The following is a 16345-nucleotide window of genomic DNA, read 5'->3' as shown; positions in this document are numbered from 1 at the left end:
ATTCGTGTTTATTCGTGAAAGAATATTCGTGAAATTCGTGTTTAAATAAACACTATCTGTCAATCGATCCTAAAACCTTCTGAGCAAAAGAATTTAAAGCATCTTTCTCGCTCATTCCGTTCTGTACGTTGGCGTGAACTTCCAGAGCTCCGCAGATATTCGTAATTAATTCTCCTGCAACGTTCATATCTTCTTCGGTAGTTCCTCGGAATTCTGTGAAGCTTTCTAAAACGTCTAACGTTTTTTCAAGATTTTCAGGAGTCTGGTTCTGATAAAACTGTCTGATGATCGGTAACTTCATGATTACAATTCGTTGAATAAATTAATTAAACTTTCTGCCTGATTAGACTGTACTTGATTCACCAACTCACCGTTTCTGAAGATCGCAAAAGTCGGAAGATTATCCACGGTTGCCAATTTTCTGCTTTCCGGTAATTTTTCTGCATCTACATAAAGGAAAGGAATGCTTTCGTTCTCCGATGCCAGTTTTTTGAATTTCGGCTTCATGATTCTGCAGTTTCCGCACCATGTTGCACCGTACTGTACTACAACCTTTTCATTTTCGCTTACAATATTCTGAAGCGTATCTTCTGTTAATTCTGTATACATAATTTTAATTTGAAAATTTGGGAATTTATTAATTTGAAAATGCTGAAAAATAGAAAATGAGATAATTCTTAAATAATCAATGTGATCAATTTTCAAATTATCTCATTTTCAAATTAGCACATTATCTTAGTTTTTCGCTAAATACTCCGCCGTAGAAGTTCTGTCTGCTTTCATTGCTTCTTTTCCTTCTTCCCAGTTTGCAGGGCAAACTTCACCGTGCTTCTGTACGTGCGTGTAAGCATCGATTAATCTTAAATATTCTTTTACGTTTCTACCAAGAGGCATGTCGTTTACAGACTCGTGGAAAATTTTTCCGGTCTCGTCGATAAGGTAAGTTGCTCTGTACGTAACGTTAGAACCTGTGAAAACTTCTTCACCTTCGTCATTGTATTCGAAATCCTGATCTACAATTCCTAAAATGTTAGCCAACTGTCTGTGAGTATCTGCTAAAAGTGGGTAAGTAACCCCTTCAATACCACCATTGTCTTTTGAAACATTTAACCATGCGAAGTGTACTTCGTTGGTATCGCAAGAAGCACCGATTACTTTAGTGTTTCTTTTTTCAAATTCAGGTAAAGCTTCCTGAAAAGCGTGAAGCTCAGTCGGGCAAACAAAAGTGAAATCTTTCGGGTACCAGAATAAAAGAACTTTCTGTTGGTTTTCTGTAGCTTCCTGGAAGATGTTGATTCTAAGATCATCACCCATTTCAGACATTGCATCTACCGTTACATTCGGGAATTTTTTTCCTACTAAAGACATAATTTTCCTATTTTTTATTTTAAATTTTCAGGTGCAAATATAGAAATATTTCGTCTATCGAACAATTTGCTTTTGATAAATAAAATCTATAATTATTTTTGGTTTGATAGAAAGAAAAAAACCTTTGAATAGGATGTTTTTTATGATTTAGCCATATTTCCTGATAGATGAAATTTTAATAAATCTTAATTTAGCTGTAAATTTAAATACCATGATTTTAAAATTATTCATAAAAAAAGTATTCCTTATTTTGGGATGCATACTTTCAGCAATGATGCTGTCTCAAAAAATGACTTTTGTTTATGATCTTAAATTTAAGCCTAATCCCAATAAACCCGACTTTACTACCGAAACTTATTACTTGGATGTTTTTGAAAAGGAATCTGCTTTTCGTTGCGAGCGCGAAAGGGTTTCCGACTCCATGATACAAAGAACGGGACTTGGTTTAGGCAGAAGCCCGGTTTTTAATTCTCAGATTTATGTTGTGAAAAATCTTGAAACAGCCAATATCCAAAAGGTTATTTTCATGAGCTTTTTTAATGACAAATATTTCATAAAAATAGATGAAAATTTGAACTGGAAAATCTTAGCCGACAAAAAGAAAATAGATGATTTTGAATGCCAGAAAGCAACAGTAGAGTACGGCGGAAGAAGTTGGATCGCATGGTTTACGCAAAGTATTCCTATTCCTGAAGGTCCATATATTTTTAATGGTCTTCCCGGAATTATTGTCAACATTTCGGACGATCAGGAAAACTATAGTTTTAATTTAATAAAGATTAAAAAACTGGAAAAGGATAATCTGTTTTTCTCAAAGAAAGGAACGACCATAAGTTGGGAAGATTTTCAGAAAATTCAATCCGATTATTATGCAGATCCTTTTGCAGAATTGAAAGCCAGAAACATAAAAATACAGTCCGGAGATGAAAAAGGAAATCTTATCCCGACGGATCTTAATAAGATGACAAAACAGCTTAAAAAGCAAATAAGGGAAAATAATAACCCCATAGAACTGAATCGCAGGATTGATTATCAATAAAAAAGCCCCGAATTTCAGGGCTTTTTCATTATTAATAACCAAAAATCTCAGTCAAATTCAATTTCTTCACTTCACCAAGTTTTTGCATATCGGCTTCACTTACTTTATCCTGCGAAGCAACGAGACAGTAGGTGTAGCTTTTACCTTTCATTTCCTTGTCGTGGAAACTGTTGATGTCTGCAAACGTCAGTTTTGGAGCCTGTTCGTAAGTATTCTTTCGGATATCCGTATTATTTCCAAGCTTTTGGGCTCTCAGATAGGTAAAGATAATTCCGTCCTGCGTAATTCTTTCGGAGGCAATCGTTTTCTTCAGTCCGCTTTTTGCGGTTTCAAATAACTGATCAGATTTTGGAAGCGTTGTCAGAAGCTCATTCATCGCTGTGGTAGACTCATTGAATTTATCTGCCTGAGTTCCCACATAAGCCATGATCATATCTTTATCCTCTTTTTTGCCCGGAAGCGAAAAGTAAGAGTAGGTAGAATAAGCCAGAGCTTTTGACTCTCTGATGGTCTGGAAAACCACAGAACCCATTCCGCCACCGAAATAGTTATTGAACAAATTTACAGTCGGAGTAATGCTTACATTATAAGGATCGCTGTTTCTTACCCAGAAAATTTCTGCCTGTACCATATCGTAATGGGCAAACAATACTTTATTCTTATCCGTAGGAATCTGGGTAAATGTTGTAGACTTCGGCATCTCTTTCAGCGAAGCTGGAACTTTATGGATCAGCGTTAAAGAAGAAGCAACTTCGTTGGCTGATTTCGGACCGTAATGAAGAATTTTATGCTTAAAGTTAAATAAATCGTGCAATACATTCACTAAATCTTCTGCTTTTAAGGCATCCAGTTCGGCATCACTCAATACATTATTGAATGGATTTTGCGGACCATACTGCGCATAGCTTCTCAATCCGCTCATGATAGAACCTTTGTTCTGTTTCGCATTGGCTCTTGATTTTTTCAGCCTCACTTTATAAGAATCTAAAGCTTTCTGATCAGCCACACAGTTTTTAATTAAATCTTCAAACAGAGCCGCTGTCTTATCGAAATTTTCATTCAGACCTTCCAAAGTTACATAGGTTTCTTCATTTCCTGCGCTTACATTGAAACTTGAAGCCAGTTTGTAAAATTCCTTACTGATGTCTTCCGAAGATTTATTTTTTGTTCCTAAATATTGAAGATATTCTGCTGCCAAAGGAAGAATCTTATTATTCCATTTTCCGGCATCGAAATAATAGTACAATCTGAAAAGATCATTATCCGTATTTTTTACAGAAAGTACATCCACAGATTTTACCTTGCTTTTGGCAATATCTTTTTCAAAATTCAGCCATACCGGAGAAATCGGAGCTTCCGGCATTTCGTCGATCTTTTTCAGGAACGGAGACTGGTCTTCTCTGTTTACGGAAACCGGAGTAATTGTAGGTTTGTCTACTTTTACGATATTTTTGTCTTCTCCTTTTCTTTTGTAAACCGCAATGTAATTGTTGTCTTTAAGATATTTAGATGCGAAATCCATGATATCTTTTTTTGTCAGTTTAGAAATTTCTTCAATATACTGAAGCTGGGTTTTATGGTCTACTTCGGAAGTGAATTCATCCATCAGAGATTCCGCTCTGGAAGTGTATTTTTCATACTTCTGGATCACATTTTTCTTCTCATTATTCACGATTGACTGGATCAGGTCATCAGAAAACTCGCCTTTTCTGAGCTTGTCGATTTCCTGAAGCAATAAATTCTTCACATCATCCAAAGACTGTCCTTCTGTAGGATTTCCCTGTAACAAAAGCGCCGAATAATCTTTCAGAACATACGGAAAAGCATAAGCGCTCAGTAATTTCTGCTTTTTAACAAGATCAAGGTCAATTAATCCCGCCTGTCCGTTGGTAAGCATACTTCCGATGAAATTCAGCATTCTTGCATCCTTTGTCGTAGCACCCGGAAAACGGAATCCGATCATGATGTTTTCAGGATTCGGGCCGTAAACTTCCCGGGTAATCGGAGCCATAATCGGACTTTCCTGTCCCGGATTGTATGCCGGAACCGGTTTGTTTTTCATATAAGAAAAAGCTTTGTCGATCTTCGCAATCATTTCATCAGGATTAAAATCTCCCGACATGATGATCCCCATATTATTCGGAACGTAATAATTGTTATAGTATTCTCTGATCGCTTTTAGTGAAGGATTTTTCAGGTGTTCAATCGTTCCGATGGTCGTTTGCTTTCCGTAATTGTTATTCGGGAACATCGCAGCAAACATAGATTCCAGAACCTTTCTTCCGTCATTATCCAGACCTCTGTTTTTTTCTTCATAAACTGCTTCCAATTCTGTATGGAAAAGTCTTAAAATCGGCTGTCTGAAACGTTCTGCCTGTAATGCTAAAAATTTATCCGTTACATTCGCGGGAATATCTTCTGTGTAAACTGTCTGTTCGTACGAAGTAAATGCGTTGGTTCCGTCTGCGCCCATTCCCGACATCATTTTGTCGTATTCGTTCGCAATAGCATATTTTGCTGCTTCTCCCGAAACTTTATCGATTTCTTTATAAATTTCCTTTCTCTTTGCTTCGTCCGTTGTCGAATTGTATTTCTCGTAAAGAGCATCAATCTGGTCAAGAAGCGGTTTTTCTTTTGCCCAGTCTTTTGATCCGAATTGATCTGTTCCTTTAAAAAGCATATGCTCCAGATAATGCGCTAAACCGGTATGATCCGCCGGATCGGTTTTGCTTCCTGCTTTCGTTGCAATAAAAGTCTGGATTCTTGGATCTTTTTTCGTTGGGCTCAGAATAACGGTTAATCCGTTTTTCAGCGTATAATATCTTGCTGAGGTAGGGTCGTTGGTTACATATTTATAGGTGTAGCCATTCGACTGTGCTTCTTTCCACTGGAAATCCTGTCCGTAAGCGTATCCGCAGTAACTTGCTGCTGCAATACTGGTTACAATGGTGATTCTTTTGAAAAAATTCATGTTAATTGATGTTGGAATATGTTTGATTATTATTTAAAAAAATGCTTAAATTATTCTTAGTTAAATTTATCAAGTAAATCTTTAATTCTTCTCATGGCTTCTTTTAAATCTTCCTCCGAAGCCGCATAAGAAAATCTGATGCATTCAGGACTTCCGAAAGAGACTCCGCCAACACATCCTACATGAGCATTTTCGAGAAGGAACATCGCGAAATCATCAGAATCTTTAATTTCTGTTCCGTCTAACGTTTTTCCGATGTAATGTGATACATCCGGGAAGAAATAAAACGCAGCTTTAGGCAAAACCACTTTAAAACCTGGAATTTCTTTAATTAAATCATAAACCAGATCCCTTCTTTTTTTAAAAGCATCAATCATATATTTATACTCCGAAGGATCGGTCTGTAAAGCGGTGATAGAAGCTCTCTGAGCCATTGTATTTGCTCCGCTCGTCATTTGTCCCTGAATTTTTTCACACGCTTTAGCCAGCCATTCCGGACACGCAGAATAACCGATTCTCCATCCTGTCATCGCGAACGCTTTAGACATTCCGTTAATAACGGCAGTCTGTTCGTAAACCTCTGGAAACTGAGCAATCGACGTTGTTTTCGTTTCGTAGTTGATGAATTCGTAGATTTCGTCTGAAATTACCGTTACGTGAGGATATTTGGCAATCACTTTTGCCAGAGATTTCAGTTCATCATACGTGTAATATCCGCCTGAAGGGTTGCACGGTGAGCTGAAAAGGACAGCCTTTGTTTTATCTGTAATAGCTTCTTCAAGCTGTTCTGCAGTGATTTTAAAATCTGTAACATACGAAGTCGGAAGCATCACAGAAACTCCGCCCATCATTTTTACCATTTCATCATAGCTTACCCAGTACGGATTCGGAAGAATTACTTCATCTCCGTCGTTAAGAAGAGCAGCCAGAACATTTAAAATCGCCTGTTTTGCACCGTTGGAAACGCAGATCTGCGTTGGTTTATATGCTAAATTATTATCTCGTTTTAATTTGTGAGCAATTGCTTCACGAAGTTCTAAAAATCCGGGAACAGGAGAGTAGTGACTGTAATTTTGGTTAATGGCATCGAAAGCAGCCTGTTTGATATTGTCCGGAACATCGAAATCGGGTTCCCCTAAAGTAAGGCTTATAACATCTATTCCGCTGGCTTTCATTTCTCTAGCCTTATTCGACATAACAAAAGTTTGTGAGTAACCAAGTCTCTGTACTCTATCTGAAAGTTTCTCCATGTAATTATTTCTATTTTAACAAATATAATAAAAAGTATTTCTTCAGAAGTTAAAATAGAGCCGGAGTCAGCTTTTTTGTCTGCGCTGGCGTTTTATTACTTATTCAACTAATTGTTTAAAGTAAAAATAGTTTTGCTCCTTCATGAACAGAATCTGTGTAGAAATAAGAATCAATCAGTCATCCATCAATCCCAGAAAACCGGATGAGAAAATTTCAAAATTACAGAAAAGAACCAACAATTATATCGAAAAAGAGGTGTAAAGGAATTTGAGAAAGATAAATCTTGGTTTTGATAATTTGAATAAAGCTGATAAAAAACTTATTTTTGCTTTTTATAATAATTTATATGTCTACAACGTTACTACTAAAATACTTTCCGGATCTTACAGAGACACAGATCGATCAGTTCAATAAACTGGAAGTTTTATACCACGAATGGAACGAAAAAATCAATGTGATCTCTAGAAAAGATATGGAATCTCTGTACGAAAAGCATATTTTACATTCTTTGGGAATTGCAAAAGTGATGGAATTTGCTCCCGGAACAAGAGTTTTGGACATTGGAACAGGCGGTGGTTTTCCCGGAATTCCTCTTGCAATTTTGTTTCCCGAAACCCAATTTACTTTGATCGATTCTATCGGAAAGAAAATAACGGTGGTAAATGCTGTTGCAGAAGGAGCCGGATTAAAAAACGTAACCGCAATCCACGGAAGAGCGGAAAAATTAAAGGAAAAATTCCATTTTGTAGTAAGCCGTGCCGTAACACAGATGCCGGAATTTTTAAGATGGCTGAAAGGTAAATTCGAGAAAGAACAGTTCAATACAAAGCATAATGGCGTTCTGTATCTGAAAGGAGGGGATCTTGCTGAAGAACTTGCCGGACTGAAATGTGAAATTTTCAGCCTGAAAAGTTATTTTGACGAAGAATTTTATGATACAAAAAAAGTAGTGTATCTTTCTAAAGGTAATTTTAATTCTTAATTTTACATTATTAAGGAATAAATTCTGATATTTTTAATAATAATCTAAATTTTGTAACTATGAAAAAGTTTCTCCATTTTGGGTTTTCTGCATTAGTTTTAGGATTATTTTTTACATCTTGTAACAATGACGATGACTATAATACCATAGAATCTGTTGACAAAATTAAAATTGACAGTGTGAGAATTGTTAATGATACGATGGATGTCTTTTCGGTCCAGAGTATTAAGACTTATTCTGCTTATCCTTCTCATTGTCAGGGTTTTTATGGATATGATTATGTGCATAATGATAATTTAACCAGAACCGTTACGGCTTATAAATACATTACGAACGGACCGTGTACGGAAAAAACATACACTTCTGCCAATCAGATCAATTTCAGTCCGCAACAGATTGGGAAATATACTTTTAAATTCTGGAATGGCGGAAACAACTGGATCACCAAAACAATAGTAGTTCAATAAAAATAAATGAAAGGAGTTTTTGCAGCTTGTTTTCTGATTTCCAATATTGTATTCGGTCAGAAAATAAAGTGGGAAGAGGGAAAAAAATTGAATTGGAGCAATTTTAAAAGCCAAGTTAACAACCAGCGTGGAGACAATGTCGTGGCGTATACCAACTGTGGCTGGACGTATTCCTACGTAAAATCTTCAAATCCGAAAGCTCCGGTAAAAATCACGATTCAGACAATTTTTAACGAATACCAATCGTGGAAAGACGTTAAAAGAATCAATGATTATGTGCTGCTTCATGAGCAGAAACATTTTGATGTTGCTGAAGTTTTTGCCCGAAAACTGAGAAAAGAAGTTTCGGAAAAGATTAAAAACGGAGCTGATTTCGACAGGTATTTTAAAACCATTTACAATAAGATCCTCAAAGAATATCAGGATTTCCAGAAAACTTATGACGGCGAAACAAGGAACGGAATGGTAGAGGAAAAGCAGGCGGAATACAACCGTATTATTGCTGAACAACTGGAAAATTACAAAAACTATAAAACCTCTTGAAATTCCTCAATAAAATCATCAGTGAATTATTAAGCCAAAATTCCGATTTATCTGAATTTAATATCGTTCTGCCCGGAAAACGTCCCATTGTTTTCATCAGACGAATTCTTGAGGAAAATAATTACTCCGGATTTCTGCCGAATTTTTTTACGATTGAGGAACTGATTGATAAAATTGCCGACAAACAGCAGATTCAGGGAATTGCACTTTGGCTTTTCGCTTTTGATGTGTATAAAAGCCTGAACCTGATTCCCAATGACGATTTTGCAGAATTTCTGAAATGGTTTCCCACGTTGCAGAAAGACTGGGACGATATCCTGAAATTCTCAGAAAGCGATGAAGCCGTTTTACAGTATATGTTTGATGAAGAGCGGATTAAAGAATGGGCACAGGATTTGGGAGAAGACGATGAAGGACCGCGAAAAAAATTCCTTAATTTCTGGAAAAACATGAATGTCTTTCTTCCCGTTCTCAAGAAAAAACTGAAGGAGAAAAACTGGGCAACTTCCGGGATGATCAACGAAACGGCAAAAGCAAAAATTGATGAATTTGCCAAAAATACCAGTGAAAAATTTGTATTCTGCGGTTTCAATGCTTTTACTCCGGCGGAAGAAAAACTCGTAAGAAGTCTTCTGCAATGGGACAAAGGACAGTGCTTTTTTCAGGCAGATCATTATTATTTTGATGATGAAAGACAGGAAGCCGGAAAGTTTTTAAGAAACCATAAAACGTGGAAAGAATTTGATGATCACCGTCTTTTTCAATGGATTGAAGACGACTTTAATCAGCCCAAAAACATAAAAGTTTACGAAGTTTCAGGAAATATTACCCAGACGAAAATTTTACCGGAAATCTTCAAAGAAATAGAAAATAAGACATACTCCGATACTGCGGTGGTTTTGCTGGATGAAAATCTGCTTCCTGCAAGTCTGGATGTAATGCACGGCGTTCCCAATCTGAATATAACGATGGGTTTTCCTCTGAAAAACCTTTCCTTTTCGAATGCCGTAAAACAGCTTTTCTATCTTCAGAAACAACTCGAGAAAAACAAATCGTCATATTATTACCGTGATATTTTCCCGATTCTGGAAGAGCTGCCGAAATCTGCTGAAGATGAATTGGTGATCAATAATTTTAAAGCGAAAATTGAAGAACGCAATATCGTTTACATTTCCAAAAAGCTTTTTCATGAATTGTTGCATGAACTTTCGTACTATAATTTACTGAAAAAAGCAGAGTCTACGACTGTTTATTTAGATTCTTTAATTGAATTCTGCAAGCAGATCAAATGGCTGGAAATTGATGATATTCAGTATGAAAACGTTTCCCATTTCGAAAATGCTTTCAGAATTATCAAAAACCAGTTGTCTCCTTATCAGTTTGAAATTAAAATGGAAACACTGGAAATTCTGATTAATCAGCATATTAACTCTGAAAGTATTGATTTTCAGGGGGAGCCTTTGAGGGGGTTGCAGATTATGGGACTTCTTGAAACCCGTCTCCTCAATTTCGAAAATGTGATTATGCTTTCTGTGAACGAAGGGAAATTACCACTCGGAAATTCACAGAATACCTATATTCCTTTTGATATCAGAAGATTTTTTGATCTTCATACTTTTTTGGAAAACGACAGTATTTATGCCTATCATTTTTACAGATTGATTCAGGATTCCAAAAATGTTCATTTGCTTTTTAATGCTCTAAGTTCCGGAGTGAATACGGGAGAGAAAAGCCGTTTCATCACCCAGATCGAAATGGAAAGTTCTCACAATATTGAACATCTGATTATTGAAAATTCTTCTGAGCCGATTATTACACAGCCGATTGAAATTTCAAAAACTGAAATTGTTCTTCAGCGGCTTGAAAAATGGAAGGAAAAAGTTTCTGCATCCCACCTTACAAGTTATCTGTACAATCCGATTGATTTTTACCTTTCCAAGATTTTAAAGACCTCGGAAAGTGATGAAATTGAAGAAGAACTGTCGGTAAAAAATTACGGTAATCTGGTGCATTATACCCTTCAAGAAATTTATGAAGTATTAAAAGGTAAAATATTAAAAGAAAACGATTTAAAAGAATCAGTTAAAGCAATAGATCAATATATAGAAGTGGCTATTGAAAAGCTGAAACATCAGCCGGAATTTTATGAAAAAGGAATGAATTTCATTCATAAAGCCATTGCTAAAAAAGTCATTGAAAATATTTTAAATCATGATCTTGAGCTGATAAAAAGCGGAAATGTACTGGAAATTTTAGACATCGAAAAACGTTTCGAAAATGTAGATTTTTATCTTGATGAAAAAGACAAAGTTTCTTTTTTCGGCTTCATCGACAGGATCGACCGGCTTAACGGAACGTTGAGAATTATTGATTATAAAACGGCAAAAATTAAAAATCTCATCGTAAAAATCGACGAATCCAATGTAGACGAATATTTCCATAACAGCGACCGAAAACAGGCTTTGCAGTTATGTATTTATCAGTATGTTGTGCAGAATCTTCCCGAGTTTTGGGGACTTCCGATTGAGACGGGAATCTGGAGTTTTGCGGAAGCTAAAAAAGGCGTGGTTTCTCTGCAATTTGAAAAAGGAGATATTGATGATGCCATGAAATCCATTAAAAGCCTGATTGAAGAAATTCTGAATCCTGATCTTGCATTCATCGAAAACATAAAACCTTATTCTGTATAAAAAGAGTGCATCTGAAACGGATGCACTCTTTGAAGGATTGTATGAAGAAAATTACTATAATTTCACTTTTTTATTGAAGGTTTTTCCGTCATTCTGAATTACCTGAACCACATAAACTCCTGTTTTGATGGTATTTGATTCGAATTGAGAACTGTTTACTTCCTGATTCTGGATTAAATCTCCTGAAATACTGTAAATACTGATATTTTTAATACCGTTTTTAGCTTTTACAATAATCTGATTATTCTGAGCAATAACTGAAATAGGATCTTCCGCTTTCACTTCTCTGATTTGCTTTTTAAACTGCAAATTATAAAAACGGGTAGCGATTTCTAAAATAAGATTTTGAGAATCAATAGTATTGAGATTTATTCCTCCGTCTTTAATATACTGTTCCTGAGAAATGGATTTGATAAGATTTTTATTGTCATCAAAAATATTGACAGCTAAAAGTTCTTCCTGATTGATTTTTAAATTCAGAATATTGTTGAGCTCAGATTTTACAATATCTTTTTCTTCTACCGTTTCCGGACTGTTTTTAATGTACGGAATGAGTTTTTCCGAATTATTTTCGGAGACTTTTAATAAATATACTCCATCTTGTAAGGAGGCTAAATTGTTGTTGCTCACAGCTTTTCGTTCAGCTTTTTCTTTATTGAAATCTGTGACTTCAAGAAGTTCCATATTCTGAAGATCTGGTTTTATCTGTGATTTATAGAGAGAACTGATTCCGGATTGACTATTTTGAGACTGTTTAGAAGTCAGCATCGCCCATTCATTTAAAAGTCCGCCGCTTCTTAAAGTATTAAATTTGGCATTGGAAGCCAGAATAAAAGGTACGATTCCTCCGATATGTCCTAAAGGTCCCCAGTAAAATGCCTCAAGTTTGTATTTATTCAGATCCCACCACGAATAGTAACCTCTCTGAACGTCAATGGTTTTAGAAGTATTTTCCGGATGAATGGCAAGGTCAACCGTAGAATGTCCTAAAGTCATAGGTGTTTTGTTATACCAGTCGTACACATCGTTTGATTTCAGGCATTGTCTCAATTTGTTATTCTGATTATTCGTGACATCATTTACAAAATTATTGGTAAAAAGTGTTCTCCATACCAAAGGTCCCCAAAGCAAACCTCCGTTATCCTGAATAACATGATAATTGTAGCGATCTAGATATTCTGAAGAGATTACTTCCGAAATACTGCTGTTGTACATTTGGTAACCAGTTTTATTACAGGTATTAACAACATTGGCGATAAAAGAAGTAAAAGGGTAAACATCTTTTTCCAGAACCCCTTTCTGTAAAGTAACGCCCGAAAAATCATAAGGTCCGTCTCCCATATAAGCATATTTGAAATTCAGATTGTTAGGATTCGAAATGCTCAATTTCTTTAATGTGGACATAGCTGCATGAGCGCCCTGCGAATAACCTGTTAAAAAATACTCGTCGTAGCGTTTCACATTTTGCTGGACAAGAACTTTGTTGGCTGCCGTTACAAAATCAATGGTCGCAGAAGCTTCGGTAGGATAGTGCACATACGGATGAACTCCGTCTCCGCTTCCCATCCCTACATAATCGGGAGCCATTAAAATATAGCCGTTGAGAACATAAGAAAGCTCCACTACAAATCCTGCATACAGAACCCCTTTAAGATTAGAAGGTACATTTTGGCGGCTGTCGGTAGTTCCGTGATCCGAAACTACAGTAGAAAGTTTGTAATTTGCTTTCGGGTACATCAGAAGTCCCGTTGCTTTTACAAGATTATTTTTCTCATTTTTTGTATAATACGTTATTTTATAAGCTTTTAAACCTACATTAAAACTGTTGAGATAATTTACAAAATCCGGAGAATTCTGTTCACCAAGATTGTTTGAAATAAAGCCTGCCACCGCCTGTGGCGTAAGATCCAGTTTTTGTTCAACACTGAAAACATCTCCGGCTTGTTGCGCAAAATAGAAATAAGCAGTAAGTCCCAGAAAAAGAGTAATTGATTTTTTCATTATTGTCAATTTTTATTGATGTTTAAATTAAAATTTTAAAATAAAACAGCGGTAATTTTATCATATCAATAATTATTCAGCGAATATCAATTTTTTTTAAAAAGAAAAAAGTCTGACCAGAAAACTGATCAGACTATGTATTATTTATTACAAAATTTTCTCTCTTAGAAGGCGTTAATTCCTGTAATATCAAGACCTGTAATCAATAAATGAACGTCGTGCGTTCCTTCATAAGTAATCACAGATTCAAGGTTGGCTGCGTGGCGCATCATCGGGAATTCACCCATAATTCCCATACCTCCAAGAATCTGGCGGGATTCTCTGGCAATATCAATCGCCATTTTTACATTATTTCTTTTAGCCATAGAAATCTGTGCAGGAGTTGCTTTATGATCGTTTTTAAGATTTCCTAGCTGTAAGCAAAGTAACTGAGCTTTAGTGATTTCTGTTAAAAATTCAGCTAATTTTTTCTGCTGCAACTGGTAAGATCCGATGGGTTTTCCAAACTGTTTTCTTTCTTTAGAATACTGAACCGCAGTACAGTAGCAATCAATAGCCGCTCCGATAACACCCCATGAAATACCATATCTTGCTGAATTTAAACAAGATAAAGGTCCTTTTAGTCCTGTTACTCCCGGAAGAAGATTTTCTTTCGGAACTTTTACATCATTAAAAACCAGTTCTCCAGTTTTTGAAGCTCTTAAGCTCCATTTATTGTGAGTTTCAGGTGTTGTAAAACCTTCCATTCCTCTTTCAACAATCAGTCCCTGAACTTTTCCTTCTTCATTTTTCGCCCAGACTACGGCAATATCGCAAAGAGGAGAGTTGGTGATCCACATTTTAGCCCCATTCAGAAGATAATGATCTCCCATATCTTTAAAATGGGTTTCCATAGAACCCGGATCAGAACCGTGGTTTGGCTCCGTTAAACCGAAAGAACCGATCATTTCTCCGGCAGCTAATTTGGGTAAATATTTTCTTTTCTGTTCTTCCGAACCAAATTCATTAATAGGGAACATCACCAGAGAACTCTGTACAGAGGCAGCAGAGCGCACCGCAGAATCCCCTCTTTCAAGCTCCTGCATAATCAGACCGTAAGAAATCTGATCCAGTCCGGAACCGCCGTATTCAACCGGAATATAAGGTCCTAAAGCTCCGATTTGTCCCAATTCCTTCATTAAATTCGGGATGTCGGTGTGGTTTTGGGCAGCATGATCAATCTGCGGCATCACAAAACTTTCTACCCAGTCTCTTACAGACTGTCGGATAAGTTTATGTTCTTCAGTAAGTAAAGCATCGATCCCGTAATAATCGGGAATGCTGGTAAGGGAATAATATGACATTATATTTTAATTTTCCTAAAAATAAGACTTTTCACTATTTCAGAGAAATTTTTTTTAAATGACTTTTATCTGCTGATTTTTAGTTGTTTAATACAGATTTCAGATACAAAGCATCAAAAATTAATTTTCCTCTTCGTTGGAAATAGGGTACTGATTTGTCGGATTGTAGATTCTGGTTTTAAACTTGTACAAATACGGAGCTTTATTGGCAGAACCGTCATACAGTTTTTCCAGTCGGTCTAAAATATTAAGACTTAAAATTTTACGCTGAAAATTGTTCCTTCTGAATTTTTCGCCCAAAATCGTTTCATAAAGACATTGCAGATCTTTCATGGTGAATTTTTCGGGAAGAAGATTACTCGCCGCTACTTCGGTATTGATGTTCATTCTGAGATATTCCAGTCCGGTTTCGATAATTCGGTCGTGGTCAAATGCCATTTTGGGCAGTTTATCCACTTCAAACCATTCGCAGCTTTCGTTGAAGGCATCCGGAAAGGTATTTGCCATCGAAAAATCAATCAGACTGCAGTATCCTACCGTAATAAAACGTTGGAAAATCCAGTGATCTATAGGAACTTCAACGCCTTTATTTTTAAGCAGAATCTGGTGAACATTATTTTCGGTTCTGTCGATTCTTCCAAAAGTATGAAACTGTTTCAGGAAGATATTTTGGAGATGCGTCCTTTCATACAGAACACGTTCTGCCGCTTCGCGAAGATCTTCATCATTAAAAACAAAACCTCCGGGAAGAGACCACAAATCCAGATCGTGGTATTTTAAGAGTAAAACTTTCAGGATGTTGTTATGAAAACCAAATATGGTACAGTCTACAGACACGTGTGCTACAAAGTCTTTTGTATCAATAAGTTCCTGAAGGGTTTCCTTACTCTTTTCGTTCTTGATTTTCATGGGAGTAAAAATAAAATTATTTTCTAAATTTTGTATCTGCAAATCTAAAATAAATTAAACTAATTGTAAACAACAGAAAAACAGCAGATAAAATATAAACGGAGTAGTAGTTTAGGAGCTGATTTTCGAATAAAACCGACATGATGATCGAACTTACAGAGCTTCCCAACGAAGAAAAAATAACAATTAGTGAGGTGAAAAGGTTAGCCTTGGATTTATCTATTGTAGCGATCATTTTAGAATTGATTACCGGGTAAAGCGGAGATAAAAACAATCCTATAACAGGAAAAAGAAACAGCAGGATTTTAGAATCGTCCCAACCGGAAAACTGGATTCCGATGATGATTAAAAGAACTGTAGCAATAGATACTATACACAAAATATAATATTTGGAAAGTGAAAATCTCTGGATTACATTTGCTGTAATCGTTCTTCCTGCATAAGAGAAAAGGGCTAAAAACGATGAAGCCTGAAGTGCAAAAAAAGAATTTACTTTTAAATGGTTTTTGTAAAAAGACGGCAGCCAGGAATTAAAACTCTGTTCTAAAAAAACAATAGAAAAAATTACCGCTAAAAATATGATGATTAAAGGGTTGATAATTTCTGCAACTTCTTTAAAAATATTTTCACTCTTCATTTTTTCAGGTTCCGAAATAGGAAGCTTTGAAAATAAAAAAATGGTAATTGCCGATAGGACTGAGATTGATAGAAATCCGAATTTCCAGAATTCTGAAAACCGGCTTGAAATAATCCATCCAAAACCTATATTTACCACGAAAAC

Annotated in this window: 14 protein-coding genes; 5 read left to right on the top strand and 9 right to left on the bottom strand. The window is 36.0% G+C overall.

Annotated features, from left to right (window positions below; translation table 11 throughout):
- Nucleotides 1-52: 52 nt before the first annotated feature.
- The 3 genes from WFK35_RS11500 to WFK35_RS11490 all read right to left on the bottom strand — a co-directional run bounded on the left by WFK35_RS11500 (nucleotide 53) and on the right by WFK35_RS11490 (nucleotide 1368).
- Nucleotides 53-301 (bottom strand): DUF6952 family protein, encoded by a 249-nt coding sequence (locus WFK35_RS11500; protein WP_336732739.1) that lies wholly within the window; start codon nucleotides 299-301, stop codon nucleotides 53-55.
- Between the two features lie 2 nt (nucleotides 302-303).
- Nucleotides 304-609 (bottom strand): thioredoxin family protein, encoded by a 306-nt coding sequence (locus tag WFK35_RS11495; protein WP_108410035.1) that lies wholly within the window; start codon nucleotides 607-609, stop codon nucleotides 304-306.
- Nucleotides 610-735: 126 nt separating this feature from the next.
- Entirely contained in the window at nucleotides 736-1368 is a 633-nt protein-coding gene (locus WFK35_RS11490; RefSeq protein WP_076390398.1) for a peroxiredoxin, read from the bottom strand.
- A gap of 211 nt (nucleotides 1369-1579) precedes the next feature.
- Between WFK35_RS11490 and WFK35_RS11485 the strand changes: the two genes are divergently transcribed.
- Nucleotides 1580-2407: a GLPGLI family protein gene (locus tag WFK35_RS11485; RefSeq protein WP_336690760.1), complete on the top strand. Its 828-nt coding sequence runs from the start codon at nucleotides 1580-1582 to the stop codon at nucleotides 2405-2407.
- Nucleotides 2408-2438: 31 nt separating this feature from the next.
- Here the strand turns inward: WFK35_RS11485 and WFK35_RS11480 are convergent, their stop codons facing one another.
- Together WFK35_RS11480 and WFK35_RS11475 are read right to left on the bottom strand one after the other, a co-directional pair.
- Nucleotides 2439-5378 carry a M16 family metallopeptidase gene (locus WFK35_RS11480; protein ID WP_336732738.1) on the bottom strand — a complete coding sequence of 980 codons (2940 nt, stop codon included), beginning with the start codon at nucleotides 5376-5378 and terminating at the stop codon, nucleotides 2439-2441.
- Nucleotides 5379-5434: 56 nt separating this feature from the next.
- Complete coding sequence (locus WFK35_RS11475) at nucleotides 5435-6628, bottom strand: pyridoxal phosphate-dependent aminotransferase (RefSeq protein ID WP_214589606.1); 1194 nt, start codon at nucleotides 6626-6628, stop codon at nucleotides 5435-5437.
- 347 nt (nucleotides 6629-6975) lie between these two features.
- On the opposite strand from WFK35_RS11475, the gene rsmG reads away from it, so the two are divergent.
- From rsmG to WFK35_RS11455, 4 genes are read left to right on the top strand one after another with little or no spacing between them, the layout of a single operon-like run.
- Nucleotides 6976-7611: a 16S rRNA (guanine(527)-N(7))-methyltransferase RsmG gene (rsmG, locus tag WFK35_RS11470; RefSeq protein ID WP_256039379.1), complete on the top strand. Its 636-nt coding sequence runs from the start codon at nucleotides 6976-6978 to the stop codon at nucleotides 7609-7611.
- Between the two features lie 59 nt (nucleotides 7612-7670).
- Complete coding sequence (locus tag WFK35_RS11465; RefSeq protein WP_268053911.1) at nucleotides 7671-8078, top strand: hypothetical protein; 408 nt, start codon at nucleotides 7671-7673, stop codon at nucleotides 8076-8078.
- Nucleotides 8079-8084: 6 nt separating this feature from the next.
- The gene (locus WFK35_RS11460) at nucleotides 8085-8621 is read left to right on the top strand and encodes a DUF922 domain-containing protein (protein WP_336732737.1); all 537 of its coding nucleotides are present in this window, start codon (nucleotides 8085-8087) and stop codon (nucleotides 8619-8621) included.
- Nucleotides 8618-11311: a PD-(D/E)XK nuclease family protein gene (locus tag WFK35_RS11455; protein ID WP_336732736.1), complete on the top strand. Its 2694-nt coding sequence runs from the start codon at nucleotides 8618-8620 to the stop codon at nucleotides 11309-11311. Before WFK35_RS11460 ends, WFK35_RS11455 begins: the two co-directional genes overlap by 4 nt.
- Nucleotides 11312-11365: 54 nt before the next feature.
- Here WFK35_RS11455 and WFK35_RS11450 read toward each other — a convergent pair whose 3' ends face one another.
- The 4 genes from WFK35_RS11450 to WFK35_RS11435 all read right to left on the bottom strand — a co-directional run.
- Nucleotides 11366-13312 carry a T9SS type A sorting domain-containing protein gene (locus WFK35_RS11450; protein ID WP_336732735.1) on the bottom strand — a complete coding sequence of 649 codons (1947 nt, stop codon included), beginning with the start codon at nucleotides 13310-13312 and terminating at the stop codon, nucleotides 11366-11368.
- Nucleotides 13313-13476: 164 nt separating this feature from the next.
- Nucleotides 13477-14655, bottom strand: coding sequence for an acyl-CoA dehydrogenase family protein (locus WFK35_RS11445; protein WP_087709898.1), 1179 nt, complete (start codon nucleotides 14653-14655; stop codon nucleotides 13477-13479).
- Between the two features lie 120 nt (nucleotides 14656-14775).
- The gene (locus WFK35_RS11440) at nucleotides 14776-15564 is read right to left on the bottom strand and encodes an NUDIX hydrolase (RefSeq protein WP_336732734.1); all 789 of its coding nucleotides are present in this window, start codon (nucleotides 15562-15564) and stop codon (nucleotides 14776-14778) included.
- Between the two features lie 16 nt (nucleotides 15565-15580).
- A partial coding sequence (locus WFK35_RS11435; RefSeq protein ID WP_442892041.1) for an MFS transporter occupies nucleotides 15581-16345 on the bottom strand: 765 nt, incomplete at its 5' end.

The organism is Chryseobacterium sp. VD8 (genome assembly GCF_037149975.1).
GTDB classification, from domain to species: Bacteria; Bacteroidota; Bacteroidia; order Flavobacteriales; family Weeksellaceae; genus Chryseobacterium; species Chryseobacterium indicum.
Note: the sequence above shows the minus strand (reverse complement) of the source record. Positions and strands in the feature narration are given on the sequence as shown.